At 71.5% G+C, this 26,702-nt stretch carries 26 protein-coding genes and 1 pseudogene; 17 read left to right on the top strand and 10 right to left on the bottom strand.

Features of this window, described 5'->3' with window-relative positions; genetic code table 11:
* Nucleotides 1-9: 9 nt before the first annotated feature.
* Nucleotides 10-1,002, top strand: a complete 993-nt coding sequence (locus OHB00_RS13690) for a DUF3068 domain-containing protein (protein ID WP_406434655.1) — start codon at nt 10-12, stop codon at nt 1,000-1,002.
* On the opposite strand, the gene hrpB is transcribed toward OHB00_RS13690, so the two are convergent.
* Both hrpB and OHB00_RS13680 read right to left on the bottom strand, forming a co-directional pair.
* The gene (gene hrpB, locus OHB00_RS13685; RefSeq protein WP_406434653.1) at nt 992-3,469 is read right to left on the bottom strand and encodes an ATP-dependent helicase HrpB; all 2,478 of its coding nucleotides are present in this window, start codon (nt 3,467-3,469) and stop codon (nt 992-994) included. The genes OHB00_RS13690 and hrpB overlap by 11 nt on opposite strands.
* Nucleotides 3,470-3,547: 78 nt before the next feature.
* Nucleotides 3,548-4,396 (bottom strand): class I SAM-dependent methyltransferase, encoded by an 849-nt coding sequence (locus tag OHB00_RS13680; protein WP_406445764.1) that lies wholly within the window; start codon nt 4,394-4,396, stop codon nt 3,548-3,550.
* Nucleotides 4,397-4,763: 367 nt separating this feature from the next.
* Between OHB00_RS13680 and rpsA the strand changes: the two genes are divergently transcribed.
* The 4 genes from rpsA to OHB00_RS13660 all read left to right on the top strand — a co-directional run bounded on the left by rpsA (nt 4,764) and on the right by OHB00_RS13660 (nt 8,728).
* Complete coding sequence (rpsA, locus tag OHB00_RS13675) at nt 4,764-6,260, top strand: 30S ribosomal protein S1 (RefSeq protein ID WP_046729628.1); 1,497 nt, start codon at nt 4,764-4,766, stop codon at nt 6,258-6,260.
* A 291-nt stretch (nt 6,261-6,551) separates the two neighbouring features.
* Nucleotides 6,552-7,490 (top strand): PAC2 family protein, encoded by a 939-nt coding sequence (locus OHB00_RS13670; RefSeq protein WP_406434651.1) that lies wholly within the window; start codon nt 6,552-6,554, stop codon nt 7,488-7,490.
* 168 nt (nt 7,491-7,658) lie between these two features.
* Nucleotides 7,659-8,291, top strand: a complete 633-nt coding sequence (gene coaE, locus OHB00_RS13665; protein WP_406434648.1) for a dephospho-CoA kinase — start codon at nt 7,659-7,661, stop codon at nt 8,289-8,291.
* A 50-nt stretch (nt 8,292-8,341) separates the two neighbouring features.
* Nucleotides 8,342-8,728 carry a tetratricopeptide repeat protein gene (locus tag OHB00_RS13660; RefSeq protein WP_406434646.1) on the top strand — a complete coding sequence of 129 codons (387 nt, stop codon included), beginning with the start codon at nt 8,342-8,344 and terminating at the stop codon, nt 8,726-8,728.
* A gap of 42 nt (nt 8,729-8,770) precedes the next feature.
* Here OHB00_RS13660 and OHB00_RS13655 read toward each other — a convergent pair whose 3' ends face one another.
* Nucleotides 8,771-9,070, bottom strand: coding sequence for a DUF6343 family protein (locus OHB00_RS13655; protein ID WP_406434643.1), 300 nt, complete (start codon nt 9,068-9,070; stop codon nt 8,771-8,773).
* 65 nt (nt 9,071-9,135) lie between these two features.
* Between OHB00_RS13655 and OHB00_RS13650 the strand changes: the two genes are divergently transcribed.
* Nucleotides 9,136-10,050: an acyltransferase domain-containing protein gene (locus OHB00_RS13650; protein WP_406434641.1), complete on the top strand. Its 915-nt coding sequence runs from the start codon at nt 9,136-9,138 to the stop codon at nt 10,048-10,050.
* Between the two features lie 126 nt (nt 10,051-10,176).
* Nucleotides 10,177-10,857, top strand: a complete 681-nt coding sequence (locus OHB00_RS13645) for a class I SAM-dependent methyltransferase (RefSeq protein ID WP_406434639.1) — start codon at nt 10,177-10,179, stop codon at nt 10,855-10,857.
* A gap of 98 nt (nt 10,858-10,955) precedes the next feature.
* Here OHB00_RS13645 and OHB00_RS13640 read toward each other — a convergent pair whose 3' ends face one another.
* Nucleotides 10,956-11,306: a nuclear transport factor 2 family protein gene (locus OHB00_RS13640; protein ID WP_406434637.1), complete on the bottom strand. Its 351-nt coding sequence runs from the start codon at nt 11,304-11,306 to the stop codon at nt 10,956-10,958.
* Nucleotides 11,307-11,425: 119 nt separating this feature from the next.
* Between OHB00_RS13640 and OHB00_RS13635 the strand changes: the two genes are divergently transcribed.
* Nucleotides 11,426-12,238 carry a helix-turn-helix domain-containing protein gene (locus OHB00_RS13635; RefSeq protein WP_406434635.1) on the top strand — a complete coding sequence of 271 codons (813 nt, stop codon included), beginning with the start codon at nt 11,426-11,428 and terminating at the stop codon, nt 12,236-12,238.
* Nucleotides 12,239-12,304: 66 nt separating this feature from the next.
* The gene (locus OHB00_RS13630) at nt 12,305-12,775 is read left to right on the top strand and encodes a DoxX family protein (protein ID WP_406434633.1); all 471 of its coding nucleotides are present in this window, start codon (nt 12,305-12,307) and stop codon (nt 12,773-12,775) included.
* A gap of 48 nt (nt 12,776-12,823) precedes the next feature.
* On the opposite strand, the gene OHB00_RS13625 is transcribed toward OHB00_RS13630, so the two are convergent.
* Nucleotides 12,824-13,420, bottom strand: a complete 597-nt coding sequence (locus tag OHB00_RS13625; protein ID WP_406434631.1) for an RNA-binding S4 domain-containing protein — start codon at nt 13,418-13,420, stop codon at nt 12,824-12,826.
* Between the two features lie 115 nt (nt 13,421-13,535).
* Between OHB00_RS13625 and OHB00_RS13620 the strand changes: the two genes are divergently transcribed.
* Nucleotides 13,536-14,228 (top strand): uracil-DNA glycosylase, encoded by a 693-nt coding sequence (locus OHB00_RS13620; RefSeq protein ID WP_406434629.1) that lies wholly within the window; start codon nt 13,536-13,538, stop codon nt 14,226-14,228.
* Between the two features lie 20 nt (nt 14,229-14,248).
* Here OHB00_RS13620 and OHB00_RS13615 read toward each other — a convergent pair whose 3' ends face one another.
* The gene (locus OHB00_RS13615) at nt 14,249-15,721 is read right to left on the bottom strand and encodes a LamG domain-containing protein (protein WP_406434627.1); all 1,473 of its coding nucleotides are present in this window, start codon (nt 15,719-15,721) and stop codon (nt 14,249-14,251) included.
* Between the two features lie 113 nt (nt 15,722-15,834).
* The gene (locus OHB00_RS13610) at nt 15,835-16,524 is read right to left on the bottom strand and encodes a GntR family transcriptional regulator (RefSeq protein WP_406434626.1); all 690 of its coding nucleotides are present in this window, start codon (nt 16,522-16,524) and stop codon (nt 15,835-15,837) included.
* A gap of 138 nt (nt 16,525-16,662) precedes the next feature.
* Between OHB00_RS13610 and OHB00_RS13605 the strand changes: the two genes are divergently transcribed.
* From OHB00_RS13605 to OHB00_RS13595, 3 genes and pseudogenes are all read left to right on the top strand, one after another.
* Nucleotides 16,663-18,138 carry an NCS1 family nucleobase:cation symporter-1 gene (locus OHB00_RS13605; protein ID WP_406434624.1) on the top strand — a complete coding sequence of 492 codons (1,476 nt, stop codon included), beginning with the start codon at nt 16,663-16,665 and terminating at the stop codon, nt 18,136-18,138.
* A gap of 5 nt (nt 18,139-18,143) precedes the next feature.
* Nucleotides 18,144-18,872: an aspartate/glutamate racemase family protein gene (locus OHB00_RS13600; RefSeq protein ID WP_406434622.1), complete on the top strand. Its 729-nt coding sequence runs from the start codon at nt 18,144-18,146 to the stop codon at nt 18,870-18,872.
* A 131-nt stretch (nt 18,873-19,003) separates the two neighbouring features.
* Nucleotides 19,004-19,484 (top strand): annotated as a pseudogene (locus OHB00_RS13595) (acetate uptake transporter family protein).
* A gap of 79 nt (nt 19,485-19,563) precedes the next feature.
* Here OHB00_RS13595 and OHB00_RS13590 read toward each other — a convergent pair.
* A complete protein-coding gene (locus tag OHB00_RS13590; protein ID WP_406434620.1) occupies nt 19,564-20,016 on the bottom strand; it encodes a GNAT family N-acetyltransferase in 453 nt (150 codons plus the stop codon).
* Nucleotides 20,013-20,426 (bottom strand): RidA family protein, encoded by a 414-nt coding sequence (locus OHB00_RS13585; protein WP_406434618.1) that lies wholly within the window; start codon nt 20,424-20,426, stop codon nt 20,013-20,015. Before OHB00_RS13585 ends, OHB00_RS13590 begins: the two co-directional genes overlap by 4 nt.
* Before the next feature lie 127 nt (nt 20,427-20,553).
* Here OHB00_RS13585 and OHB00_RS13580 point away from each other — a divergent pair, with 127 nt between their 5' ends.
* The 4 genes from OHB00_RS13580 to OHB00_RS13565 all read left to right on the top strand — a co-directional run bounded on the left by OHB00_RS13580 (nt 20,554) and on the right by OHB00_RS13565 (nt 24,788).
* Nucleotides 20,554-21,285 (top strand): hypothetical protein, encoded by a 732-nt coding sequence (locus tag OHB00_RS13580; protein ID WP_406434616.1) that lies wholly within the window; start codon nt 20,554-20,556, stop codon nt 21,283-21,285.
* 558 nt (nt 21,286-21,843) lie between these two features.
* On the top strand, nt 21,844-23,700 hold the full coding sequence (locus OHB00_RS13575; RefSeq protein WP_406434614.1) for an FUSC family protein: 1,857 nt from the start codon (nt 21,844-21,846) through the stop codon (nt 23,698-23,700).
* Between the two features lie 97 nt (nt 23,701-23,797).
* Nucleotides 23,798-24,454, top strand: coding sequence for a DUF899 domain-containing protein (locus OHB00_RS13570; RefSeq protein WP_406434612.1), 657 nt, complete (start codon nt 23,798-23,800; stop codon nt 24,452-24,454).
* Nucleotides 24,455-24,608: 154 nt separating this feature from the next.
* Entirely contained in the window at nt 24,609-24,788 is a 180-nt protein-coding gene (locus OHB00_RS13565; RefSeq protein WP_406434610.1) for a hypothetical protein, read from the top strand.
* 29 nt (nt 24,789-24,817) lie between these two features.
* On the opposite strand, the gene OHB00_RS13560 is transcribed toward OHB00_RS13565, so the two are convergent.
* Nucleotides 24,818-26,695, bottom strand: coding sequence for an ABC transporter ATP-binding protein (locus OHB00_RS13560; RefSeq protein ID WP_406445763.1), 1,878 nt, complete (start codon nt 26,693-26,695; stop codon nt 24,818-24,820).
* Nucleotides 26,696-26,702 lie beyond the last annotated feature (7 nt).

Here is a 26,702-nt window from a genome sequence, read left to right as displayed (position 1 = left end):
GAGGCCGCGATGCGCCGCAAGGCCAGTCTGGTCCTGCTCGCCTGTGCCGTGTTCTTCGCGACGCTGTCCCCGCTGCTGCGCTGGTACGCCTTCCCGCGGCTCGCGAAGATCCCGGCGAACCAGTACCAGGCCGTGGTCATGGTGGCGAAGAACGCCACGCTCCTCGACTACGGCACCATGAAGGCGAAGAAGGTCCCCCAGGTCACCATCGTGCAGACCCTCAAGGGCGACGTGGCGGCCGCGAAGAAGATCGAGGAGACGGCGGGGCGGGACGTCGTCGTCTGGGACGGCCTGTCCTACGTCCAGGGACCCGACGGCAAGATGGTCTCCGAGATCCCCGAACGCTACATCTTCGACGCCCACAGCCAGGAACCCGTGCACGCGACCGGCGAGATGGTCGACGGCGACCCCGTGAAACGGGACGGCATCGAGTTCAAGTTCCCGTTCCTGACCGAGAAACGGGACTACGAGTACTTCGACGCGCAGACCCGCACCAGCAACCCCATCCACTACAAGGGGACGCAGACGTTCCGGGGCGTCAAGGTCTACTACTTCGAGCAGACCATCCCGTGGACCAAGGTTTCCATGCCCAAGAAGATGCCGGTGCAGGGCATCACCCCGGAGTCGGTCGCCAAGACCGGTACCACCCGCTGGTACACCACCGTCCGCAAGTTCTGGGTCGAACCGGTCACCGGCGCGCCCGTCTGCGGCGAGGAGATCCACAAGGAGGAACTGCGCGGCGGCACCCTGCTGGGCGGCCGGGCCAAGGTGACCGCCTTCGCCGGTGACGTGAAGATGCGCGAGGACTACGTCGAGCACACGGTCGCCCTGGTCAAGCACAACCGCACGATCGTCCTGATGCTGACCTCATACCTCCCCTGGGGGTTCCTGTCCCTCGGCGTCGCGCTGCTCGCCCTCTCCCTCTACCTGGAGGCCCGCGGCCGCCGCCCCGGCGACCCGGCACCGGTCGGCACCCCGGTCCCGGAACCGGTCAGCGTCTGAGCCGCGCGTTGGTGTGCCGGGTGGGCTCGGCGGTGGCGGGATCCTCGGGCCAGGGATGCTTCGGATACCGCCCGCGCAGCTCGGCCCGTACGCCCCGGTAGCCGTCCTTCCAGAACGAGGCGAGGTCGGCGGTGACGGCGGCGGGCCGCCCGGCCGGCGACAGCAGATGCACCAGCACCGGCACCCCGGCCACGGCGGGCGACTCCTGCAACCCGAACATCTCCTGCAACTTCACGGCGAGCACGGGCTGTTCGGGATTCCCGTAGTCGACCCGGATCCGTGACCCACTGGGCACGACGATCCGCTCCGGTGCCAGCTCGTCCAGCCGCCCCGCCGCCCCGCTCGCCCACGGCAGCAGCCGCCGCAGCGCCTCCCCGGCGTCGATGCGCCCGAGATCGGCCCGCCGCCGGGCCCGGCCGAGCTCCGGCTCCAGCCATTCGTCCACGCGCGCGTGCAGCGCGTCGTCGGACACCTCCGGCCAGGGCTCCCCGAGACACAGGTGCAGAAAGGCGAGCCGCTGCCGCAGCACGGTGGCGTCGGGCGTCCACCGCAACAGACCTAGCCCTTCGCGGCGCAGCCCGTCGAGCAGCGCGTCGCGTACGAGGGCCGGGTCGGCGTCCCGCAAGGGCCGCACGGCGAGCTCGATCGCCCCGAGCCGCTCCACCCGCCGCGCGACGACGTCCCCGTCGGCCCAGCGGACCTCCTGGTCCTCCGCGTACAGTGACGCGGCCGCCGACCTGGCCATGTCCTCGTCCACCACCGCGGCGAGCCGCACGCGCGCGTGCCCGCTGCCGACCGGACGGTCCGCGACGGCCACCGCGATCCATGGGGCGCCGCGCAGCGGGCTGCCGGCGCCGAGCTCGGCCCGGGTGCCGGAAGCCATGAGATACGACCCTCCGTCGGCCCTGGCGACGCGCTCGGGGAAGGCGAGGGCGGCGACGCGCCCCACGGCGCGGTCCTCGACGCCGTCCGCCGCCCCGCCCTCGCCGTCCGCCTTCAGCCGCCGTACCTCCGCGAGCCACCGCCCGGCATAGGCGTCACCGCCCCGCCGGGCGGCGCGCAGCGCGGACGCCAGATCGTCCCCGTACTCGCGCGGAGCCTCCTCGCTCAGCAAAGCGACCACCTCCGCACCTCCGCCCGGGACGTCCAGCAGCGCCCGTCCAAGCCGCGGATGCACCCCCAGCCGGGCCAGGCGCATCCCCCGTTCGGTCGCCCGGCCGGCGGAGTCGACCGCGCCGATCGCCGTCAGCACCTCCCGCGCCGCCGCCAGCGCCCCGGCCGGCGGAGGGTCCAGCAGCGCCAGTCCCGCGGCCTCCGGATCGCCCCAGCAGGCCGCCTGGAGGGCGAACGCGGTCAGGTCGGCCACTCTGATCTCCGGGGCCGGATAGGCCGTCAGGCGGGCGTCCTCGGCCTCGGACCAGCAGCGGTACACGGCCCCCGGCGCCTCACGCCCGGCCCGCCCCGCCCGCTGCCGCCCGGCCGCGCGGGACGCCCGCACCGTCGCCAGCGCGCTCAGCCCGCGCGCGTGGTCCACCCTCGGCTCCCGCGCGAGCCCCGCATCGACGACCACCCGTACCCCGGGAACGGTGAGCGAGGACTCGGCCACCGCCGTGGCCAGCACCACCCGGCGCCGCACCCCGGGCGCCAGCACCGCGTCCTGGACGGAGGCCGGTGCCCGGCCGTGCACCTGGAGCACCTCCACGTCCCCGAGGTCACCCAACCGGCCCGCCACGCGCGCGATCTCGCCCACACCCGGCAGGAAGCACAGCACGTCCCCGTCCCGCTCGGCCAGGGCCCGCCGCACCACCGACACCACGTGGGCCAGCAGCGCCGGGTCGACGCGCATCCCGTGCGGCGGCCGCACCGGCCGCACCGGCGGCGCCCACACCACCTCCACGGGGTGGGCGACACCGGCCGCCTCCACCACCGGCGCCCCGCCCAGCAGCCGCGCCCACCCCTGTGCGTCCGTCGTCGCCGACGCGGCCACCAGGCGCAGCTCCGGCCGCAGGGTCTCCCGTACGTCCCAGAGGAAGGCCGCCACCGTGTCGGCGTCCAGATGGCGTTCGTGGCACTCGTCGATGATCACGACGTCGGCACCGGACAGTTCCTGGTCGCGTTGCAGACGCTGCAACAGCACGCCGGTCGTGACGACCTCCACGCGCGCGTGCCGTCCCACGACCCGTTCGCCGCGCACGGTGTAGCCGACGCTCCGCCCGACCGGCTCGCCGAGCAGCCAGGCCATCCGGCGGGCCGCCGCGCGGGCGGCGATCCGGCGCGGCTCGGCCACCACGACCCGTCGCGCGGGCCCCTCGCCGAGCAGCCCGGCCAGCGCCGGCGGAACCAGCGTCGTCTTGCCGGTGCCGGGCGGTGCCACCAGGACGGCGGTGCCGTGCCCTTCCAGGGCGGCGCGCAGACCGGGCAGGGCCTGCCGCACGGGCAGCGCGTCCAGGGCGTCGTAACGGATCACGCACCCAGTGTCGTACGCGGCCGCAAGTGCCTCGTACGCGCGCGCGGTCCTCATTCGGCAGTCGGCCCTGGCCGAGGCTCAGTCCCGCTCGCACACGAAGATCGCCGTGCCCGGGATGAGACCGCCCCGCAGCGGGGACCAGCCGCCCCATTCGGAGGTGTTCCAGAGCGGCCACTCCGGCTCCACCAGATCGACGAGCCGGAAACCCGAGGAGGCGATGTCCCGGACCCGGTCGCCGAGCGTGCGGTGGTGCTCGACGTACACCGCGTGGCCGTCCTCGTCCTGCTCGACGTACGGCGTCCGGTCGAAGTAGGAGGCGGAGACCGAGAGCCCTTCGGGGCCGGGCTCGTCGGGGAACGCCCAGCGGATCGGGTGCGTCACCGAGAAGACGAACCGTCCGCCCGGCCGCAGCACCCGCCGCACCTCGCGCAGCACCAGGCGCGGATCCGCGACGAAGGGAAGCGCTCCGTACGCCGAGCACACCAGGTCGAAGGCGGCGTCCGCGAAGGGCAGCGCGCCCGCGTCGGCGCAGACCAGGGGAAACGATCCGCCGATGCGGAGCGCGTGCTGGAGCTGGCGGTGCGAGAGGTCCAGGGCGACGGGCCGGGCGCCCTGGGCGGCCAGCCAGCGTGAGCACTGGGCCGCGCCGGCGCCGATCTCCAGGACGTCCTTGCCCTTCAGCTCCTCCGGCGGGCCGAGCAGCTCCGCCTCCATCTCGTCGAGGCCCTCGGGACCCCACACGAAACGGCCGTCGCCGAGGAACGTGCCGTGCTCGATCTGGTAGTCGTCGGCGTTGCGGTCCCACCAGCCCCGGTTGGCGCGGCTGCTCTCCACGACCCCGGCGGCACGCCGGGTGGCTTCCGGTTCGGCCTCGGTGCCGGTCGTCGCACCGGCCCCTTCGAGGTCGAACGAATCGGGCTCTTGGATGATCGGCTCCCTCGTCGTACTCTTCCGTGCAACCCGTCAGGGGTGTGTCACGGAGGGGGTCTCACAGGCGTGCGTGGCCTGATGGGACGTTTCTTGTGCCGGGTATGCGGCGATCCGCCCCGGGTGTGCGCCTTCGCGCATTGACCCTGCCCGGCTGCCCCCGTATGCTACAAGTTGCGCTGCGGGCCTGCGCACCTCAGACGTAGCAGGCTGCGCTCGCATCTGTTGTATGTCCCCTCGGTTGTCGAGGCGTCACCGGTGTTTTCGGGTGGCGCTTCCTAGGCTGTCCGGCTTCTACAGAGCGAAACAGGCTCCCGGCGTAAGCAGTACCTACGACTTCAATGTCCGTACCGGAGCCCTTTCTCACATGACGAGCAGCACCGAGACCACCGCCACCACCCCGCAGGTAGCGGTCAACGACATCGGTAACGAGGAAGCATTCCTCGCCGCGATCGACGAGACGATCAAGTACTTCAACGACGGCGACATCGTCGACGGCGTCATCGTGAAGGTCGACCGGGACGAGGTCCTGCTCGATATCGGTTACAAGACCGAAGGTGTCATCCCGAGCCGCGAGCTCTCGATCAAGCACGACGTCGACCCCAACGAGGTCGTCGCCGTCGGTGACGAGATCGAAGCCCTTGTTCTCCAGAAGGAGGACAAGGAAGGCCGCCTGATCCTCTCGAAGAAGCGCGCCCAGTACGAGCGTGCCTGGGGCACCATCGAGAAGATCAAGGAAGAGGACGGCATCGTCACCGGTACCGTCATCGAGGTCGTCAAGGGTGGTCTCATCCTCGACATCGGCCTCCGTGGCTTCCTCCCGGCCTCCCTGGTTGAGATGCGCCGCGTGCGCGACCTCCAGCCGTACGTCGGCAAGGAGCTTGAGGCCAAGATCATCGAGCTGGACAAGAACCGCAACAACGTGGTCCTGTCCCGCCGTGCCTGGCTGGAGCAGACCCAGTCCGAGGTCCGCCAGACGTTCCTCACGACCCTCCAGAAGGGTCAGGTCCGTTCCGGTGTGGTCTCGTCGATCGTCAACTTCGGTGCCTTCGTGGACCTGGGTGGCGTCGACGGTCTGGTCCACGTCTCCGAGCTGTCCTGGAAGCACATCGACCACCCCTCCGAGGTCGTCGAGGTCGGCCAGGAGGTCACGGTCGAGGTCCTCGACGTCGACATGGACCGCGAGCGCGTCTCCCTGTCGCTGAAGGCGACCCAGGAAGACCCGTGGCAGCAGTTCGCCCGCACCCACCAGATCGGCCAGGTCGTGCCCGGCAAGGTCACGAAGCTGGTTCCGTTCGGTGCGTTCGTCCGCGTCGACGAGGGCATCGAGGGTCTGGTCCACATCTCCGAGCTGGCCGAGCGCCACGTGGAGATCCCGGAGCAGGTCGTCCAGGTCAACGACGAGATCTTCGTCAAGGTCATCGACATCGACCTTGAGCGCCGCCGCATCAGCCTCTCGCTGAAGCAGGCCAACGAGGCCTTCGGCGCCGACCCGGCCACGGTCGAGTTCGACCCGACCCTGTACGGCATGGCCGCGTCCTACGACGACCAGGGCAACTACATCTACCCCGAGGGCTTCGACCCCGAGACCAACGACTGGCTCGAAGGTTACGAGACCCAGCGCGAGGCGTGGGAGCACCAGTACGCCGAGGCGCAGCAGCGCTTCGAGCAGCACCAGCAGCAGGTCATCAAGAGCCGCGAGGCCGACGCCGCTGCCGCTGCCGAGGGCGGCGACGCCGCGGGTGCGGCTCCGGCCGCCGGTGGCGGTTCGTACTCCTCCGAGGGCGCCGACACCTCCGGTGCGCTGGCCTCGGACGAGGCGCTGGCCGCGCTGCGCGAGAAGCTCGCGGGCGGCCAGAGCTGATCTCCCCCAGAGGAGGCAACCCCAGCCGCTGGGCTTAGCCGACAGCTGAGGGCCCGTACCTTTCGAGGTGCGGGCCCTCAGTGCTGTCCGCTTGTTGTTTCTTGTCCTTCGGGGGAGTTGGGGTGGCCGCCGATCGAAACGGGTACGGCACCCAGGTGCGTCACGGCACTCCACGCGTGCGCCCTCTCCGGGCATGAGAAGGCGGTGAGAGGCGCCTGTTCAGCGTGTCGGTGGGAATGCCTGTGGTCAGTGCCGCGTTGACCCGTACGAACACGAGGAGGAGCGGTCACAGTGCTTGATCCGCAGGGTTTGTACGCATGGGAGCCGAAGGGCCTGGCAGTCGTCGACATGGCGCTGGCCCAGGAGTCGGCCGGTCTTGTCATGCTCTACCACTTCGACGGATACATCGACGCGGGTGAGACCGGCGACCAGATCGTCGACCGGCTCCTCGACTCGCTGCCCCACCAGGTCGTCGCCCGCTTCGACCACGACCGGCTCGTGGACTACCGGGCCCGCCGCCCGCTGCTGACCTTCAAGCGGGACCGCTGGACCGAGTACGAGGAGCCCGGCATCGAGGTCCTGCTGGTCCAGGACGCCACTGGCGCGCCGTTCCTGCTGCTGTCCGGTCCCGAGCCCGACGTCGAGTGGGAGCGCTTCGCCGCCGCCGTGCAGCAGATCGTGGAGCGGCTCGGCGTCCGCCTGTCCGTGAACTTCCACGGCATCCCCATGGGCGTCCCGCACACCCGGCCCGTCGGCCTCACCCCGCACGGCAACCGCACCGACCTGGTCCCCGGACACCGCAGCCCCTTCGACGAGGCCCAGGTGCCCGGCAGCGCCGAGGCGCTGCTCGAATTCCGCCTCATGGAGGCCGGCCACGACGTCCTGGGCGTCGCCGCGCACGTGCCGCACTACATCGCCCGCTCGCCCTACCCGGACGCCGCCCTGACCGTCCTGGAGGCGGTCACGGGCGCCACCGGCCTGGTCCTGCCGAGCATCGCGCACGCCCTGCGCACGGACGCGCACCGCACCCAGACCGAGATCGACAGCCAGATCCAGGAGGGCGACGAGGAGCTCACCGCCCTCGTGCAGGGTCTTGAGCACCAGTACGACGCGGCCGCGGGCGCCGAGACCCGGGGCAACATGCTCGCCGAGCCGGTGGAGATCCCTTCGGCCGACGAGATCGGCCTTGAGTTCGAGCGCTTCCTCGCGGAGCGGGAGGGCGACAGCTGACGCCCCTCCGGGCGCACGCGGCCCGCACCGGCCGGGCGCCAAGCCCTGGCCGGGGGGAGCCCTTGGCCGGGGATGGCGAGCCCTTGGGCCGGGGCGGCGCCTCTGGGCGGGGGCGGCGGCCGGGCCCCGTCACGGCTGGTGTCGGTGGCAGGGCCTAAGCTTCGGGGCATGCTGAAAGTTGGCCTCACCGGCGGCATCGGCGCCGGCAAGAGCGAGGTGTTCCGGCTGCTCGTCGGGCATGGCGCGGTGCTGATCGACTCGGACCGCATCGCGCGTGAGGTCGTCGCGCCCGGCACCCCCGGTCTGGCCGCCGTCGCCGAGGCCTTCGGCCCGGAGGTGCTGGCCGCCGACGGCAGTCTGGACCGGCCGAAGCTCGGCTCGATCGTCTTCGCCGACCCCGCGAGACTCGCCGTACTGAACTCGATCGTGCACCCCCTCGTCGGGACCCGCTCCCGCGAGCTGGAGAGCGCGGCCGCCGCCGACGCGGTGGTGGTCCACGACGTCCCGCTCCTCGCGGAGAACAGCCTCGCCCCGCTCTACGACCTGGTGGTCGTCGTGGACGCCGCTCCCGAGACCCAGCTGGACCGGCTGACCCGGCTGCGGGGCATGACGGAGGAGGACGCCCGCGCCCGCATGGCCGCGCAGGCGACGCGCGAGAAGCGCCTGCAGATCGCGGACATCGTGATCGACAACGACGTCCCCCTGGACGCGCTCCGCAGCCGCGTCGAGGAGGTGTGGGCCGACCTCGTGCGGCGGGCCCGGGCGGCCGGTTCGAACGAGCGGAACGCGTCTTCGAAATAGCGGGCACCTGTCCGGGCGTTGAACCGCTTCAGTGAGGGAAGGACTTTGCCGTGCCCGAGACCAGCGGTTCGACCGGACGTACTCCGGAGACGCATGTCATCGACTTCCGTGCCGCCGAGCAACTGCTCAACGCCCGGGACCCGCGGGGTGCGGTGAAACTGCTCGACGGAGTCATCGCCGCGCACCCCGAGAACACCGCCGCCCGGCTGCTGCGCGCGCGTGCCTTCTTCGCTGCCGCCCAACTGCGCCCCGCCGAGCTGGAGTTCACCATCGTCCTGGAGCGTGAGCCGGACAACGCGTTCGCCCACTTCGCGCTCGCGCGTACCTACGAGCGCCAGGCGCGCGCCGACCTCGCGATACGCCACTTCCGGCTGGCGGCCGCCCTGGACCCGAACCCGGAGTACCTGAAGGCGGCCCGCTTCGACAGCAGCGCGTGAGCCGGCGGCGCGCGAGCCGGTGCCGTGTGAGCGGATGCTCCCTCACGGGTGACCGTGCTGCGGCGGGCGCCGGTACGGTGGCGGGCGGGTGTCCGCGGGCCGGTACGGCGGCACGTCCCGGCCCGGCTGATAGTGCGGGCCCTGCCGGAGGTGCCTGATGATCACGGCCATGTCGACGGTGGCCACCAGCCAGAGCACCCCGCAGGCGGCCGCCCAGCCCGGCCGCCCGACCAGCGCGAACGCCGCCGTGCCGAAGATCGCCCAGGCCATCCCCCACACGCTCAGCCACAACCGCGCTCGCAGCGCACTGCGCGCGGTCGCCGGTTCACTGCCTGTACGCATCCCGGATCACCACTCCTTCCTGCAACGTACTCTTCGACCGGACTTTCACCAAGGGGGACCCCGCCGTGCTGCCGGACGCCGACGACCTGCCCGACCTGCTCCTCGACCTCGCGGTACCGCACGAGGACATCAACGAGGTGGTGGCCCTGCGGCGGACCGTGGCCGCCGACCCGGGGCTCCGGCGGCTGCTGGAAGAGGGCGCCGAGGACGTCACCGGTGCCGTGCGGGAGGTGGACGACCCGGCCGGGCTCGGTGACCGGGCCGCCCAGGCTCCGGCCGCGCTGGGCGAGTACTTCCTCGTGTACGTCTTCCTCGCGGCGGTGCCACACGCGCGCGCGGTGCACCGGGCGCGCGGCATCCCCGACGACGTCTCCCGCCACACGCTCGCCGACCTCGGCCGCACCATGGCGCTGCACCGCAGACGCTTCGGCAGCGGTGGGCTCGCTGCGCGCCAGGGCCACTGGCTCACCCGCCACTTCTGCGGTCGGCTCTACCAGCTGGGACGCCTGCAGTACGAGCGGACGGGGCTCGGCGAGCGCACGGCAGAGGCGATCAGGGCGTCGGGAACCGACGTGACCGGCGGCGAGCCCTCCCTGGACCTGCACATTCCCGACTTCCGCGGGCCGCTCACCCCCGTTGCCTGTGACCGCTCCGTGGAATACGCCCGGGAGTTCTTCGCCCGGCACTTCCCCGAAGAGCCCCACGCCGTCGCGACCTGCCACTCCTGGCTGCTCGATCCGCAGCTGCGGCGGCACCTCCCGGCGACCTCCAACGTCGTCCGCTTCCAGGAGCGGTTCCGGCCCGGGTGGGAGGATCCGGAGCCGTCCGACACCACACCGGTCGGCTTCGTCTTCGGCGACCCGGACCTGCCAGTACGGGACCTGCCCCGGCGGACGTCGGTGGAGCGGGTGGTCGGCGACCACCTGCGGGCGGGCGGCCACTGGTATGTCGGGCACGGATGGTTCCCGTGGGACCGGTGACAACCGTCAACTGCGCCCGGCTGCCGAAAAGTTCCCGTCGGACTTCGAACAGCTCGAACGAGTGAATCGTCGAGGTGCGGGAACGGCGGTGCGGCGACGGGCCGTTGTTCGGGCATGACGGTTGAAATGCGTGAGGGGTATGAGGGTACGGGTCCCGGGGCGATCACCCCGGACGGTTGCGCGGTCGAGCTCTACTCGCGGCTGACCGTCGGGGACGAGCCGGACATCATCGAGGCGGCGGTCCCGGCCGGTGCCCGCATCCTGGAGCTGGGCAGCGGTGTGGGCCGCATGACGCACCCGCTCGTGGAGCGCGGATTCACGGTCACGGCGGTGGACGAGTCGGCGGAGATGCTGGAGCGCGTGCGCGGGGCGCGCACGATACGCAGCACCATCGAAGGGCTCGACCTGGGTGAGAAGTTCGACGTGGTGATGTTCGCGTCCTTCCTGGTGCACACCGGGGACGTGGAAGTGCGCAGGGCCATGCTGCGGACCTGCGCGGCGCACGTGGCGGACGGCGGCTGCGTGCTCATCCAGCGGGAGGGTGCGGACTACCACGCGAAGGTCCCGAGGGAGCGGGTCGACCCCAGCGGCTACACCGTCCGGATCGTGTCGGCCGAGCCCGTCGGGGACGGGGTGAACTCGGTCCGCGCGGAGTACGAGTTCCCGGACGCGACCTGGACCCAGACCTTCCTGGCCCGGCCGCTCAGCAAGGAACAGTTCGAGGACGCGCTCGCGGAGGCGGGACTGGAGGTGACCGAGTACCTCACCGAGGACGGCACATGGGTGCGGGCGGTGCCGACGGACTAGCGGGCCCAGGGGTCCTGGCCCGAGTTCGTGACACCGGCCGCACACGAGCAGGCGACGTCGCCGGCCGCCGACGACTCAGCGACAGGGTTTGCGTGCCGTCACGCCGGCACCTTGTCCAGGAAACCGCGCACGTCCTGGATCCGCCCCGACTCGTCCAGCACCAGGACGTCGAATCCGATCACCAGCGGCTCGGCTCCCTCCGGACCCAGGCCCCAGCGGAACCGCACCTGGCGATGGTGGGCGTCGGCCTCACCGACCTGGGTGAACACGAACCCCGGGAACTGCGCCTGGACGCCGTCGACGATCGCGGCGATCCCGTCATGGCCGGAGATCTCGGCCATCGGATCGGTGTAGGTGGCCTCGGGCGCCCAGTGCTCGGAGATCAACGCCGCCCGGTCGTCACCGCTCGCGTTCCAGGTGGCCAGGTACTTCTCGACGATGTCCTTCATGTTCGTCTCTCCCGTTCGTCTCGATCGGCTGATGTCCCGAATCCTGACCCGGGCGGGGCGTCCGATCCATGACCTCACAGGTCATGGCACCCCGGACACGGCCTCCTAGACTCACGGGCATGAGCGTTGCAGCCGAAGTCCCCCCGGTCGGTGCACTGTTGCGGACCTGGCGTGAACGACGCCGGTTCAGCCAGCAGGAGTTGTCCAACCGGTCACGGGTCTCCACCCGGCACCTGAGCCGGGTGGAGACCGGCAAGGCACACCCGTCACCGGAGATGATCATGCATCTCTCCGACAACCTGGACGTACCGCTGCGTGATCGCAACCGGCTCCTGCTGGCGGCCGGCTACGCGGCGCGCTATCAGGATCATCAGTTGGACGACGCGGCGATCGCGGTCGTGATGGACGGCCTGCGCCGGCTCCTCGACGCCCACTTGCCGTATCCCGCGCTGCTGTTGGACGAGCACTGGGACATCGTCGACGCCAATGCCGCCGTTGATCGGCTGCTGACCGGTTGTGCGCCGGAGCTGCTGGAGCCGCCGGTCAACGTGGTCCGGGTCTGCCTGCATCCGGACGGGCTGGCCGCCCGGATCGGTAACCGCGCGGAGTGGTGCGGCCATCTGCTGCAGCAGGTGCGCCACCGTGCCGAACGCAGCCATGACCAGCGTCTTCATGAGCTGGCCGTGGAGATCACCGGGTACCTCGACCCTTCCGACGCGGACACCCCCGTCACGGGACCGGTGGTCACTCTCGAAATCGATGTGGACGGCACCCGGCTCCGGTTCTTCAGCACCTCCGCAACGCTCAGCACCGCCACCGACGCCGCCCTGGAGGGGCTGCGTCTGGAGACTTTCCTGCCGGCCGACGAGGCGACCCGGCGCCGGTTCGACCAGGCAGGGGGGAACCCGGGAAATCCGGGTCAGCGGCGATGAGTTCTCCGTCGGCGGCGGGTCTGCCTCTGTGACAGCAACAGGGACCGCTTCCCCCAGGAGAACCCCATGTCCGAGACCACCGCTCCGGTCGCCCACGCCGCTTCCACCGCCCCCGTGACCTCGGCCGTCGCCGAGCGGGAGACGCCTCGTGGCCGCCGTGCCGCCCGCCTCGCCCTGCGCACGGTGCAGGTGCTGCTCGCCCTGTTCTATGCCGTCGCGAGTGCGCTGCCCAAGCTGATCGCGCATCCCTCCGCCGTGGAGTCCTTCGACAGGATCGGCTGGGGCACCGCGGGCATGTACACCATCGGCACGCTCGAACTGGCCGGTGCCGTGGCCCTGTTGATACCGGTGCTGCAGTCGGTGGCGGCGACGGCGCTCAGCGGGCTCATGGTAGGCGCGTTCATCGTCCAGCTGACCGTCTTCCACGGTCAGTACGCGATGACCCCGCTGATCCTGATCGTGCCGCTGGCCCTGATCGCCCGGGCCCGACGCGAACAGAACGCGCGGCTGTGGGCGCTGCTAGGGCGACGGGCCTGAAGCGCCCGGTGAACGGGTGCGGACCGAGCCCTGTGGAGTCCCGCTGGATCACCGTCCGTCGGGGTTCCCACCTCTCGCCCGCCCCTTACCGCCCATGCTGCCCATGCCGCCTGTCCCGCCGAGGCCGCGGAGCCGTTCCAGTTCGCGGCGGTCGCGCTTGGTGGGGCGGCCGGTGCCGCGGTCGCGCAGCCCGATGGGGGCGGTGGCCTCGCGAGGCGGAGGCGGCGGGGAGTTGTCGATGTAGCACACGGCGGCCACCGGGGCGCCGACCCGCTTGCGGATCAGCCGCTTCACGATGACGATCCGCTCCCGCCCCTCCTGGCGCAGCCGCACCTCGTCACCGACGCGCACGGAGTGGGCGGGCTTGACCCGCTCGCCGTTCAGCTGGACATGTCCGCCCCGGCACGCGGTGGCCCCCATGGAGCGGGTCTTGATCAGCCGCACGGCCCAGATCCAGCTGTCGATCCGCACGCTCTCCCCGGGCGCCGGCGCGGCGGCCTCGGCGGCGGCGATCGCGGCGGCGACGGCTGCGGGATCGGGGGCCTCCGTACCCGGTGCCTGCTCGGCCGCGGCAGGGGCACCGACACCGGCATCGGCACCGTCGCCCTCGTGCTCTTCGCCGCCGTTCACGTCCTGAGAAGACATGCCCCGACCTTAACGCGCCTCAAAGGGGGGCGGGGAACCGCGCGAGCGGCCGGAGCCGACCCGCGGCCGAGCCCTCACATGAACGGTCTCCGCACCGCGGCCCTACCGTTGAGGCATGCACCGCACCCCCCTCGCCGACCTGGACGACCGCGTCAGCGGCTGCCGAGCCTGTCCTCGCCTGGTCGCCTGGCGGGAGGACGTGGCACGTACCAAACGCGCCGCGTTCGCCGAGTGGACGTACTGGGGCCGGCCCGTCCCCGGCTTCGGGCCCGCCGACGCCCGCCTGTTGATCATCGGTCTTGCCCCGGCCGCGCACGGCGGCAACCGCACCGGGCGGATGTTCACCGGCGACCGATCCGGTGACGTGCTGTACCAAGCGCTGTACGACGTCGGGCTTGCCTCGCAGCCGACGTCGGTGAGCGCCGGCGACGGCCTGGAGCTGTACGGCGTGCGCATCACCGCGCCGGTGCACTGTGCCCCGCCCGCCAACAAGCCGACCCCCGAGGAGCGTGACACCTGCCGTCACTGGCTGGTCGAGGAGCTGACGCTGCTGCGGCCGACGGTGCGCGCCGCCGTCGTACTCGGTGCCTTCGGCTGGCAGGCGGCGCTGCCGGCGTTCGCGGAGGCGGGCTGGACCGTGCCCCGGCCCCGCCCGCCCTTCGCCCACGGCACCCGGGTCGGTCTCGGGGGCCTGGATCTCTTCGGCTGCTTCCATGTCAGCCAGCGCAACACCTTCACCGGCCGGCTCACCCCCGAGATGCTCCGTGACGTGCTGCGGACGGCGGCGGAGGCGGCCGGGCTGGGGTGAGAGGCGGGGCGGGGCGGGGCTCAGACGATCCGGGCCGCGGCCACCGGACGGTCGGCCACCGTGTGGGTTCCGGTGGACGCCGAGGAGTTGACGCTCCAGCGGTACCGGGAGAACTCGCCGGTGGCATCGGAGGCGTAGAACATCATGTGGCCGATGCCGACGCCCTGGAAGCTCTCGCCGGCCACGTTGCTGACCATGCGGGTGTCCGGGTACGTCGGGTAGTTGCTGAGGCCGTATACACCGTGCGGGTCGGAGGTGCAGTCGACGATCTCGACGGCGTACTGCGTCTCACCGGTGAAGTCGGCGACCCCGCTGAAGACGCCCTTGACCTCGCGGACCATGACGATGTGGCCGGTGTTCTCCGGGTCCTGCCCGTTGTAGTCGACGGCGATCAGATCGCCCGGCAGCAGATCGGTGACCTTGCGGATGCGGCGGAAGCGCGGGCCGGCGGTGTTGTTCCGGAACGCCGAGCAGTAGTCGGCGGCCTCCGGGCCCTTCTCCTGGAAGTACTGGAGGAAGTAGGCGTCGGTCGCCCAGCCGTAGGTGTGCTTGAGCAGTGCCGTGACGAAGGACGAGCAGCGGGCCCGGGCCACCCAGCCGGCGAGGTCGTCCGGGCGGCCCCAGGCCACGGTCGCCGACGTGTCCATCAGATAGACGTTGTTCGCGCGTGCCGTCCGCCCGCTGACCAGGGCGATCTCGTCGGCGGTGAGGGCACGGCCGTAGGCGCGGACGTCGTCGACCGCGCCCTTGAAGCGGTTCACGTAACCGCCGTCCCAGCGGGCCCGGCCGATACTGAGGCCCTGGGTCGCGGCCCAGGACAGGGTGGTGTCGGCACCGCCCTCCAGGACGCCGTCGACATGGAGCTGGACGCGGGTGCCGTCCCAGACGCCTGCCAGATGGGTCCAGACGCCCGTCCTGGTCACCGGTGTGGCGGCGAGCGCCGAGACCTTGGTGCTCTGGTCCTCGCTGCGCACCTTGAACGCCCAGGTCCCGGCCGTGTCGTCGTACTGGAGCAGGAAGCGGCTGGCGCTGCTGCCGTCCTGGCTCACGGCCGTGTACATGTTCGTGAGCGCGGCGTCGTCGGCCAGCCGGACCCAGGCCGTGACCGTGAACGGGGCCGTGGTGTCCAGGACGGACGCGGTGGCGGCGTACGCCCCGGAGGTGCCGTCGAAGCTCAGCTCGCCGCCCGCCCGCAGAGTGGTCCAGCTCGCTCCGGAGCCCAAGGTGACCGGGTGCTCCAGGCCGGACCGGTCGGCGCCGGAGCCGTCCAGCGGCCAGTGTCCGGCCAGGTCCGCCGCCAGATGGCCGGCCGCCAGCAGCCGCTGGTACCGCACCAGCTGCTCGGCCTCGGCCAGATGCGGCGTGCCGAGAGGGGTGAACGGCGTGTCCAGCGGCTCGTCGGCGGCGGCGGTCCCCGCACCCGCCGCGGTCCCGGCCACCGCGCCGATCCCCACCAGCGCCGCTCCGCTCAGCAGCCCCCGTCTGCTCACCATGGTCATGCCCTCCCCGTCCGGTCCGTTCGGATCCGTTTCGATCTTCCCTGGTGCGGAGAACTCTAGGAGATTTCTGTGCGAACTGGTGTTCCTGTGGATGGTGGGTTCCGCAGCTAACCGCCGATATCCTCGCCGAAGGCGCCGGCTTCGTCACCGAAGAGGTGCCGCACCGTCGACCGGTAGTTGGCCTGGACATGGCCGAGCGCGCGGGCGCGGGCGCGGTCCGGGTCGCCGGAGGCGATCGCGTCGTACAACTCGCGGTGCTCGGTGAGGAGCTGGGGCCACTCCTCGTTGCGCCGGGTGAGCCAGCGCAGCCGGCCGTCGACCGGTTCCATGACCGAGATGAGCAGGCTGTTGCCGGCCAGGGCCAGGATCCGGTCGTGGAAACGGGTGTTGATGTCGGTGATGGTCTCGGCGTCGTCCGCCTCGGTCGCGGTGGCCGCCCGGTCGAGCAGCTCCCGCAGCTCGGCCAGTGCCTCCGGTGTCGCCCGCGCCGCCGCCAGCCCGGCCGCGTACACCTCCAACGCCTCGCGCAGCTCGAAGAGTTCCTTGACGTCGGTCGGGGTCAGCCGGCGCACGACCGTACGACGCGCCGACTCGAAGAGCACGAAGCCCTCGGCGACCAGAGCCCGGATCGCCTCCCGGACCGGTACCCGGGACACCCCGAACCGCTCGGCGAGCTCCCGTTCCACCAGCCGGTCGCCGGGACCCAGACGCCCCGCGATGATGTCCTGCCGCAGAGTCGCGAGGACGCGCTCGCGCACCGCGCCCAACGGTTCGATCTTCGTGGTGGGGGAGCCCATGAGGTCATTTTCGCCGACCCGGGGGGCTTTTACGGAGCCGTAACGGGACGGACATCGGTCGGAACGCTTGACGGGAGCACCATGACCCCAGTTTGGTATACCAAAAGCTGGTACACCGGTTGGTTCCCAGGAGGCCCTGTGTCCCTCGCCGACCGCGCCGAAGCCACCGGCGCACCCGTGTCCGTCCCCGATCCCCGGCTCACCAACGAAGACCTCGCCCCCGCCGAGCAGCGGAACTGGAAGGTCTTCGACCTCTTCGCCATGTGGATGTCCGACGTCCACAACCTCGGCAACTACACCTTCGCCGCCGGCCTGCTCGTCCTCGGCATGAACGTCTGGCAGGTCTTCACCTCGCTCCTCGTGGGCTTCGTGCTCATCTACGTCGGCATGAACTGGATGGGCCGGATCGGCCAGCGCCACGGCGTGCCGTTCCCCGTGGTCAGCCGCATCAGCTTCGGCGTCTGGGGTGCCAACATCCCGGCGCTCATCCGGGCCGTGATCGCCATCATGTGGTACGGCATCCAGACCTATCTGGCGTCCGTCGCCGTCAACGTGATGCTGCTGGCGGCCTGGCCGGGCCTGAAGTCCCTGACCGAGAGCTCCTTCCTCGGCCTGGACACGCTCGGCTGGATCTCCTTCGTCTCGCTCTGGCTGATCCAGGCGGCGATCATCAGCCGGGGCATGGAGACGATCCGTAAGTTCCAGGACTTCTGCGGCCCGGCGATCTGGCTGGTCATGATCGCCCTCGCGGTCTGGATCCTGGCCAAGGCCCACTGGACCATCTCGCTCACCTCCACCCCGCACCCGGTCTCCACCGGCGAGCAGTGGCGGCAGTGGTTCGGCGCGATCGGTCTGATCCTCGCCACCTACGGCACGCTGATGCTCAACTTCTGCGACTTCTCCCGCTTCGCGCCCGACTACCGCACCGTGCGCCGCGGCAACTTCTGGGGTCTGCCGGTCAACTCCACTGCCTTCGTGGTCGTCTCCGTCATCGTCACGGCAGGCTCCCTTGAGGTCTTCGGCGAGGCCATCACCGACCCGGCGGAGCTCGTCGCCAAGGTCGGCAACACCTGGGTCCTGGTCGTGGCGGCCCTGACCTTCGCGGTCGCCACCATGGGCGTCAACATCGTCGCCAACTTCGTCTCGCCGGCGTACGACCTGGCCAACGTCTGGCCGCAGAAGATCAGCTTCCGGGTCGGCGGCATGATCAGCACCGTCGCCGCGCTGGTCGTCACCCCCTGGAACCTCTTCTCCAACCCCACCGTCGTCAACTACTTCCTCGGCGGACTCGGCGCCTTCCTGGGCCCGCTGTTCGGGGTGATCATGGTCGACTACTACGCGATCAAGCGCGGCCAGGTGGACGTCAGGCAGCTCTTCAACGCCGCCCCCGGCTCCCCGTACCACTACCGCAAGGGCGTCAACCCCAAGGCGCTGTGGGCGTTCCTGCCCTCGGCGGCGGTCGCGGCCGTGCTCGCGCTGGTGAAGACGTTCAGTGACGTGGCGCCGTACTCCTGGTTCATCGGTACGGCACTGGCCGCGGGCCTGTACCTGACACTGTGCCGCGGTGACCGCGCCTCCGCCCCCGCCGCTGTCGCCGTCGCCGAGGAGGTCTGACAGACGTGCGGATCGTCGTCACCAACTGCAACACCACGCAGGAGATGACCGAGGAGATCGTACGAGGTGCCCGGGCCGCCGCAGGCCCGGGCACCGCCGTGGCCGGGCTGACCCCGGGCTGGGGCCCCGAGTCGGCGGAGGGCTGGCTCGACAGCTATCTGTCGGCGGCGGCGGTCCTGGACGCGCTGCGGTCGTACGACGGCCCGCCGTACGACGCGGTGGTCCTGGCCGGCTTCGGTGAGCACGGGCGCGAGGGCGTGCGGGAGCTGGTGGACGTACCCGTCGTCGACATCACCGAGGCCGCGGCCCATCTGGCCTGTCTGCTGGGCCGCCGCTACGGCGTCGTCACCACCCTGGAGCGGTCGCGCGGGCAGATCGAGGACAGCCTGGAGACCGCCGGGGTGGCCCGCAACTGCGTCGCCGTCGCCGGCACCGGACTCGGCGTCCTCGACCTCGCCGGCGACCCCGGGCGCACGGAGGCCGCGTTCCTCGCGGCGGCCGAGCGGGTCCGGGACGCCGGCGCCGAGGTGCTGGTCCTCGGCTGTGCCGGGATGACGGGACTGCAGCGGGCGGTGGGGGAGAAGCTGGGGGTGCCGGTGGTCGACGGGGTGGGCGCGGCGGTGAAGCTGGCCGAGTCGCTGGTGACACTGGGACTCACGACCAGCCGGGCGGGGAGCTACCCGAAGCCGCTGGTGAAGAGACGGGTCTGGGGGGCCGCACCGGGGCGGCCGTAGCGCGAGCGGCCGTTAATGGGGCGAGGGCGGTCGTGGCGGGCACAAGGGTGGACTCCGGGACCACGGACCCCGTGGGACACGCGGCACCGCCGTGTCCTCGATGGTGCCCGGCACGGTCTCACATACTTGTGATGCACATCACAGGAGAATCGTTCACCACCACACCGACCACCGAATCCGGAACCGGCGCCGGGACCGTCGCGGACCCCGGCCCGCTCGCCCTCTTCTACGGCGGCCTCGCCCAACTGCTCGCGAGCACGTGGGAGTTCCGGAAGGGCAACACCTTCGGAGCCACGGCCTTTCGCGATCTTCACGGTCCACATGACCGTCGCCGCGACCCGCACCACAGGAGCCCTGCCGGCCGTGCTCGTCACCCTGTCGGCCACGTTCATCGTCCTGTGCATCAGCGAGTTCGCCCAGTCGCCCGGCACCATCAAGGCCGGCGGCTGGCTCGGTCTGGTCACGGCCGGGTGCGCCTGGTACGCCTCGTTCGCCGGCGTCACCAACTCCACGTATCACCGCGCCGTCCTGCCGGTCTTCCCGAACATCGGTGACCACCTGGGACCGCGCCGCGGCCACCGGCGCGGCCCGTTCGCGGGGGTCCACGCGTGACCGGCGACGACGAACGGACCTGTGCCGGCCGCCGCGTCTCTCGGCCTCTTGCCTCAGGCCCCGGGCGACGGCGGCCGGCTCAGGGCCGCCACACGTACCGCACATCCGGCTCCCGCTCCTCGTTCCCGCTTCCGTCCGTGTGCTCGACGGCGACGAAGCCGTGCCGCTCGTAGAAGCGGTGGGCGGGCCTGTTGACCTGGAAGGTCCAGAGCGTGAGCCCCTGCGGCGAGCGCTCCTTGGCCAAAGCGACGAACCGGTCACCGATGCCACGGCCCCGCCACTCGGGAGCCAGGTACAACTGCGACAACAGGTCCCCCGCGAGCACCATCATGCCCACGACCCGGCCGCCGGCCTCCGCGACCCACGTCTCCCGCCCCGGCACCACGACGTCCCGGATGTACGCGCGCACCTCGTCGTCCGAGCGCGGCCTGACGACGGTGGGCAGGGCAGCGCCGAACGACCGCAGCCAGACGTCGGCGACCCCGGCGGCATCCGGCCCGGCGGCACGGCGCAGTACGACCTCGGCGTTCATGCCCGCGCCCCCTCGGGTACCACGGCCGTGGCCGTGATCTCCACCAGTTGCCCGGTATAGCCCAGGCAGGCGACCCCGACCAGCGTCGAGGCGTGCGGCCCGGCGCTGAGACCGGAGGCCTCGACGACCTCCCAGACGCTGGACAGCACCGCGGGCTCACTGCTCACGACGTACACGTCGGTCGACAGCACATGCTCCAGGTCGCTGCCGACGGTGCGCAGCTGCTCCCGCAGATTCGAGATCACCTGCGCGGCCTGCAGCGGCGGATCGCCCTCCCCGACGAGCCTCCCCTCGCCGTCCAGCGGAACGGCGCCCGCGAGGAACGCGAGCTTCGTACCGGCCTCGACGACGGAGACGTGGGAGTAGCCGGGCGGTGGGAAGAGAGCCGGGGCGGTGACGCGCTGGATCACGGGCACTCCTGGAGTCGACGACGGGCAACCTGCCGATCATCCACGCCCGCACCGGGCACCCGCACCTGAATTTCCGGCATGAAAAATACTTGGGAATAGGCAAGTTGCCGCTGCTACCGTCCTCCACGTGGCGAAACTCAATCAGATCATCGCGGTCGAGAAGGGCATCAAGTCCAAGGCTCATCAGGACCTGACGGCAGCTCATCAGGGTTTGCAGAAACCCGCTTTGCTGGCCGGTATCTCGCGGACTTATCAGCCGAAGGACGAGGAGGGTGAGCAATTGCCGCCCGAGTCCACGCGGGTTCAGGTCAAGGCCGAGGACGTGCTGCGGGAGACCTCGGCCACGCTGACGCGGCTCTTCGACGTGACCGCCACCAAGGACTGGGCGAACTGCGAGGCCAGGGCGGATGTGAAGGTGGACGGGCGGGTGCTGGTCGCCGGCGTGCCCGTCGCCCATCTGCTGTTCCTGGAGAAACAGCTCGTCGATCTCAATACCTTTGTGAGGAAGCTGCCTGTGCTCGACGCTTCCGAGTCGTGGGCGCAGGATCCCTCCACCGACGCCTGGAAGACCGAACCGGTGCGGACCCTCCGCACCAAGAAGGTGCCCCGCAACCATGTGAAGGCCGAGGCCACCGAGAAACATCCGGCCCAGGTCGAGGTGTATTACGAGGACGTTCCGGTGGGGTATTGGACCACCGTGAAGTTCTCGGGTGCCCTGCCCGCGCGGCGCGTCAACGAACTCCTCGACCGGCTCGAGAAGTTGCAGCAGGCCGTCAAGTTCGCCCGCGAGGAGGCGAACGGCGCCGACGTCGTCGACCAGCGGGTCGGGGACGCCGTGTTCGGCTATCTCTTCGGATAGCCTTTCGGACTCCCCGGCCCCTGCGGCCGGGGTGCGCGAGGAGCGCAAAGCTGAAGCTGAGGCTTGTCGTGAAGAGCGGTCTTACCCACAGGGCACACAGTGCATGAAGTGCACCTGGCGCGGACCGCGTTGAATCTCAGACTCTCGCTCCAGACTCAGCATTCGCCGCCGATCGCCGGATCGACCGGGCCCGGGCCCCAGCACGTCGAAATGCAGGTTCAAGTCCTGCCCGCGCAGCTCGATGCGTGGTGGTCCAAAGGAAGGACGCGACGACCTCACGACTGACCCGGGTTCTCAAGTGTGCCGGCGTGTGACGATGGGTGGCATTCCGGGGCCCGGGGGCAGGCTACGCCCTCGGGCCCGCTCGCGTTCCGCCCCGAACCGGACCGGCAGGGAATTGCGTTCATAAAGAACGCGGCTCTCCCGGGTACTTGTCACACACACGAAATACGAACGCACCTTTCCGTACCGGAACACGATCTACGGTGGACACACAGACCACCAGCCCGGCCACCGTCGCCCGAAGGCACACCCCGCCCTCGTCCGGACAGGAGCCCCGTGTCCCGTCGTATCGCCCTGCCGCCCTGGCTCGCCCACGCCCTGCGCGCCCAGCGCGGGCCCGTGCCCTGGAGCGCCGTGACGAGAGGGGCGCTGGCCGCCGGGCCGTTGCTGCTCGCCGCCGTCCTGCTGCACCGCACCTCCCTCGGCGTCGTCGCGGCCATCGCCGCCATGCTCGCCGGGATCAACGACCGGCCGGGCAGCCGGCGGTCCGCCGTACGGCGGCTCGGGGTGCCCGCGGCGGCCGGGGCGCTGGGGCTGCTCGTCGGGACGTACGGCGGGGAGCACCTCACCGCCGTACCCCTCACCCTGCTGCTCACCGGGCTCGGGCTGGTCGCCGGCGGAATGAGCGCCGTCGGGCCCGTCGCCTCCGGGGCCGCGACCCAGTTGCTGGTCGCCGCCGCCATCGGCGCCGGAATGCCGGTCGCCGAGGCGGGCTGGCAGCGGGCCCTCGCCTTCCTGGCCGGCGCCGGGTGGCTGGTCGTGCTGCGGCTCGCCCTGCCCACCCCCGGCGCGATCGCCGGTGACTTCCGCTTCGACGGCGAGCGGGACGCCGTCGCCGCCGTGTACGACGCCGTCGCCGACCTGCTCGACGCGGTGGGCGGCGAGGCCGCGGGCCGCAGGCGCGCCGCCCTCAGCGCCGCGCTCGACCACGCCCAGGACGCGCTGACCGGGCCCCGGTTGCGGCGGTACGCCAGTTCCGCCGCCGAACGCCGGCTGCACGCGCAGTACGCCGCCGCCCTGCCCCTCGCCGAAGCGGCCACCGCCCTCGCCTGGTCCGGCGAGCCGGTGTCCGCGCGGGCGGCCGAGGGGCCCCGGCGGCTCGCCGCCGCCGTACGGGACAACGGCAGTACCGGCCCGCTGCCCGCGCCCCACCGCTCCGCGCCCGCACTGCGCGCCCTCGACGACGCCCTGCTGCGTGCCGCCGAGTCCTTCGACCGGGCCGGGGGAGGGGAGCAGCGGCCGCCTGCCCGGCGCCGCGGCCCGACGGAGATCCTGCGGGCCGCACTGGGCAGCGGCGGACGGGAGTACGGGCTGCGGGTCGCCCTCTGCTTCGGGGCCAGCGCCGCCATCGCGCAGGCCCTGCACCACGCCCGCTGGTACGGCGAGCACCAGCACTGGTACTGGCTCCCCGCCACCGCCGTCTTCCTCGTCAAGCCCGACCTCGGGCCGCTCGCCTCGCGGGTGCTGTGCCGGGCCGCGGGAACCGTGCTCGGTGCCCTCGTCTTCGCGGGATTCGCCGCCGTACTGCCCCGGCCCGAGGGACTCGTCGCGCTGGTCGCGGTCTGCGGGGCGGTCATCCCCGTGTCCACTCGGCATTTCGGCGCCCAGACGGCCGTGGTCACCGTCCTCGTGCTCGCCCTGGTCATGGTCGGCGGCGAGCCGCAGGCCTCCGTCAGCCGGATCGGCGAGACGCTGCTGGCCTGCGCGCTCGTACTGATCGTCGGGCACCTGCCGATGGCGGGGAAGCGGGGCGGCGGGGTACGGGCCCGGCTCGCGGCGGCCGGTCGGGCCGCGCACGCCTATCTCGACCACGTCCTGAGCGAGTCCGCCGACCGTGGCGAACGCTGGGCCCTGCGCCGCGAGGCCTACCGCACCCTCGCCGAGGCCCGCACCGCCATCGCCGTCGCCGCCGCCGAACTCCCCGCCCTCGCCCGGCACACCGAGGGCACGGACGCCGTGGCCGCCGTACTCGAACGGCTCGTGGACACCACCACCGCGTGTGCCGTGCATCTCGACGAGACGGGGCGGCTCACCGCCCGGCACACCCGCCAACTCGAACACCTGGCTGCCGAGTTGGAGCGGGACGGGCAGCGGCTCGGGCTCGTGGTGCCCCGGATGCCGGTCGCCGCGTGAAGGCGGTGAAGGTGCGGAAAAAATCTTCGGCCGCACCGATGAGTTCTCTTCCCTCCCACGGTCACCACCCGGAACCGACCGTTGTACAGGAGGGCCCATGTCGCTTCCGGAGATCGTCTCGCGTGAGCGGTGGCGTGCCGCGCGCGCGGAGTTACTGCGCAAGGAGGAGGCGCTCACGCGGGCGCGGGACGCGCTCGGCGCCGAACGGCGCCGGCTGCCCATGGTCGAGGTGGACGCCGAGTACGTCTTCGAGGGCGGCGACGGCAAGGCGACCCTGCTGGACCTCTTCGACGGGCGGGCCCAACTGGTCGTCCACCACTACATGTTCGCCCCGGAGTGGGAGGCCGGCTGTCCCGGCTGCGCCGCCTTCCTGGACCAGATCGGCCACCTCGCCCATCTGCGGGCGCGCGGCACCTCGTTCGCGGTGGTCTCCCGGGCGCCGTTCACCAGGATCCTGCCGTTCAAGGCACGGATGGGCTGGGCGGTGCCCTGGTACTCGTCCTGCCACAACGACTCCGGCCGCGACTTCAACCGTGACTTCGAGGCGACCATCGTCGTGGACGACGAACCGGTCGAACGGCCCGGGCTCAGCTGCTTCCTGCGCGAGCACGACCGGGTCTTCCACACCTACTCGGTGTACGACGGCGGCCTCGACGGACTCGGCCCGACCACCTCCCTGCTCGACCTGACGGCCCTCGGCCGGGTGCCGGAGGGCAGCGACCGGGTCCGCTATCACGACGAGTACGAGGACTGACACACCCGGTCACGACAGTGGCCGAAAGTCAACGGACCCTCACCGTCCGCCCCGACGGCGTGTCGGCTATGTCTCAGTAGTGTCACCGGGCGAGCCATTCGCGTTCTCCAGAGCGTTAACTCCTACAAGTACGACGCTTTTCTGGAGGTGCAGGATGGTGAACGGGCGAACCGTGCTCGAAGGCTTTCCCGCAGGCGGACCGAGAGGATCATGGCCTGCGGAGGAGTTCGCGCAGGCGCGGCGGCTGGAAGGGCTGCCCGCCGAGGTCGTGATGGATCTGGCCACGGACACGTTCCTGGTCATCGTGCGCGGCACCGGCGGTGTCGAGAGCTAGTCGCCTCGACGGCTGACCGGTCTTGGCGGCTAGCCGGCCTTGCGGACCGGCAGCTTCGCCGTGAACTGGTCCGCCTGGAGCGCGTACAGCTCCGCGTAGACCCCGCCGCTCGCCAGGAGCTCGTCGGGGGTGCCCGACTCCACCACCCGGCCCTGGTCGAGCACGTGCACCAGGTCGGCGTGGCGGACCGACGCCAGTCGGTGGGTGATCAGTACGACGGTCTGCCCGTTGCCCGCCAGCGCGCGGATCTTCTCGAAGACCTCCAGCTCGGCCCGGGCGTCCAGGGCGGCCGTCGGCTCGTCCACGATCAGGATGTGACCGCGCCGGTAGGCGGCCCGCGCGATGCCCAGCCGCTGCCACTGGCCGCCGGACAGCTCGTGCCCGCCGCTGAAGTTGCGGGCCAGCAGGGTGTCCAGGCCGCGCGGCAGATCCTGCACCACCTCCTCCGCGCCCGCCTCCGTGACCGACGCGGCCAGCCGTTCGTCGGTGAGCGGCGCCGACGAGCGGCCGACGGCCACGTTGACCTTGGCGGTGAACGGCCAGCGCTTGAAGTCCTGGGCGACCATGGCGATGCGCTCGGCGAGCCGGTGCCGGTCGGCCCGGGCCGCGTCGACGCCGTCCCACAGGATGCGGCCGTGGTCCGGCTGGTACAGCCCGGCCAGCAGCTTGACCAGGGTGGTCTTGCCGGAACCGTTCTCGCCGACCAGGGCGACGATCCGGCCGAGGGGGAGGGTGAGCGTGACGTCGTCCAGGGCGGGACGGCGGGCGGCATCATCCGGATGGTCGCTGGGATAGGCGAAGGTGACGTTCTCGAAGCGGATCTCCTGGGGGTCCTCGGGGAGAGGGTCGCCGCCGACCGGGATCGCCCGTTCGGCGGCCTCGACGTACAGCCGTTCCAGGTCGCCCACGAACAGCGCCTCCTCGTGCAGGGTGTTGATCTCCAGCACGAGGGTGTTGAGGCTCGCCGAGCCACTGCGGATCGCGATCACCGCCGTACCGGCCACCGACAGGGCCATCGCGCCGCTCAGCAGCAGGCCGCCCAGTGTCGCGTACGTGGCGACGGTGGCGAGGCCGGTCCACGCCGCCGCGATCAGACCCGTCCGGGCCGCGAGCCGGGCCAGCCGGGCCTGCTCCGCCTCCGCGGTCTCCGACATCGCCCGGTAGTGCCGCAGCAGGAACGGTCCCACCCCGTGCACGCGGATCTCCGGCGCCGCCTCCGGCTCGGTGAGCAGGGCGCTGATCAGGTGCCCGGCTCGGGCGTGCTGTACCCAGGTGTGGAACGACTCGTAGCGGCGCCGGGCATTGGTCAGCGCGCCCCAGGCGCTCGGGATCGTCATCGTGATCAGCAGCGGGAGCAGTGCCGGATGGAGCACGGTCAGCACACCGGCGGCGGTGACCAGCGAGATCATCGCGTTCACCACCCGCGTGCCGTACATGATCATGCGGCGGGCCGAGGAGGCGCCGTACTGCGCGGTGTCCAGCAGCTTGTGGAAGGCGTGGTCCTCGATCGCGGCGAGCTCGACGGCCGCGGCCCGCTCCAGGTACATCTCGGTCGCCACCCGCTCGACCTTGGGCTCCAGACGGCCGGTGGCGTACGTGGACGCCGCGCGCAGCAGGGCGGCCACGAACAGGACGGCGGACATGATCACCAGGGCGGGCGCGGCGCTGCGCAGCCGTTCCTCGATGGTGCCGGTGCCGATCAGCCGGCCCAGCACGCTGTTCACGGCGAGCAGGCTCACCGCCTGGGCCACTCCTACGCCCACCTGCGAGACCAGCACGATCCGCGTGGCCCTGGCGTCCGCCTGCCGGGCCAGCCGCAGGCTGGACGCGAGCATGCCGGGCAGCCGGGTCATCATGGCGCGGAAGTCCAGCTCCAGGAAGGCGTCCCGGTGCTGGTTCCAGCCCATGTCGTAG

The sequence above is a fragment of the Streptomyces sp. NBC_00631 genome (assembly GCF_045206895.1).
Taxonomy (GTDB): Bacteria; Actinomycetota; Actinomycetes; order Streptomycetales; family Streptomycetaceae; genus Streptomyces.
Note: the sequence above shows the minus strand (reverse complement) of the source record. Positions and strands in the feature narration are given on the sequence as shown.

Excerpts from the sequence above, each read along its gene's own strand:
- OHB00_RS13560 (WP_406445763.1), bottom strand. The coding sequence starts at position 26,695 with ATGGGCTGGAACCAGCACCGGGACGCCTTCCTGGAGCTGGACTTCCGC.
- OHB00_RS13565 (WP_406434610.1), top strand. The coding sequence starts at position 24,609 with ATGGTGAACGGGCGAACCGTGCTCGAAGGCTTTCCCGCAGGCGGACCG.
- rpsA (WP_046729628.1), top strand. The coding sequence starts at position 4,764 with ATGACGAGCAGCACCGAGACCACCGCCACCACCCCGCAGGTAGCGGTC.
- OHB00_RS13620 (WP_406434629.1), top strand. The coding sequence starts at position 13,536 with ATGCACCGCACCCCCCTCGCCGACCTGGACGACCGCGTCAGCGGCTGC.
- OHB00_RS13655 (WP_406434643.1), bottom strand. The coding sequence starts at position 9,070 with ATGCGTACAGGCAGTGAACCGGCGACCGCGCGCAGTGCGCTGCGAGCG.
- OHB00_RS13625 (WP_406434631.1), bottom strand. The coding sequence starts at position 13,420 with ATGTCTTCTCAGGACGTGAACGGCGGCGAAGAGCACGAGGGCGACGGT.
- OHB00_RS13645 (WP_406434639.1), top strand. The coding sequence starts at position 10,177 with ATGCGTGAGGGGTATGAGGGTACGGGTCCCGGGGCGATCACCCCGGAC.
- OHB00_RS13640 (WP_406434637.1), bottom strand. The coding sequence starts at position 11,306 with ATGAAGGACATCGTCGAGAAGTACCTGGCCACCTGGAACGCGAGCGGT.
- OHB00_RS13570 (WP_406434612.1), top strand. The coding sequence starts at position 23,798 with ATGTCGCTTCCGGAGATCGTCTCGCGTGAGCGGTGGCGTGCCGCGCGC.
- OHB00_RS13590 (WP_406434620.1), bottom strand. The coding sequence starts at position 20,016 with ATGAACGCCGAGGTCGTACTGCGCCGTGCCGCCGGGCCGGATGCCGCC.
- OHB00_RS13635 (WP_406434635.1), top strand. The coding sequence starts at position 11,426 with ATGAGCGTTGCAGCCGAAGTCCCCCCGGTCGGTGCACTGTTGCGGACC.
- OHB00_RS13615 (WP_406434627.1), bottom strand. The coding sequence starts at position 15,721 with ATGGTGAGCAGACGGGGGCTGCTGAGCGGAGCGGCGCTGGTGGGGATC.
- OHB00_RS13690 (WP_406434655.1), top strand. The coding sequence starts at position 10 with ATGCGCCGCAAGGCCAGTCTGGTCCTGCTCGCCTGTGCCGTGTTCTTC.
- OHB00_RS13610 (WP_406434626.1), bottom strand. The coding sequence starts at position 16,524 with ATGGGCTCCCCCACCACGAAGATCGAACCGTTGGGCGCGGTGCGCGAG.
- OHB00_RS13630 (WP_406434633.1), top strand. The coding sequence starts at position 12,305 with ATGTCCGAGACCACCGCTCCGGTCGCCCACGCCGCTTCCACCGCCCCC.
- coaE (WP_406434648.1), top strand. The coding sequence starts at position 7,659 with ATGCTGAAAGTTGGCCTCACCGGCGGCATCGGCGCCGGCAAGAGCGAG.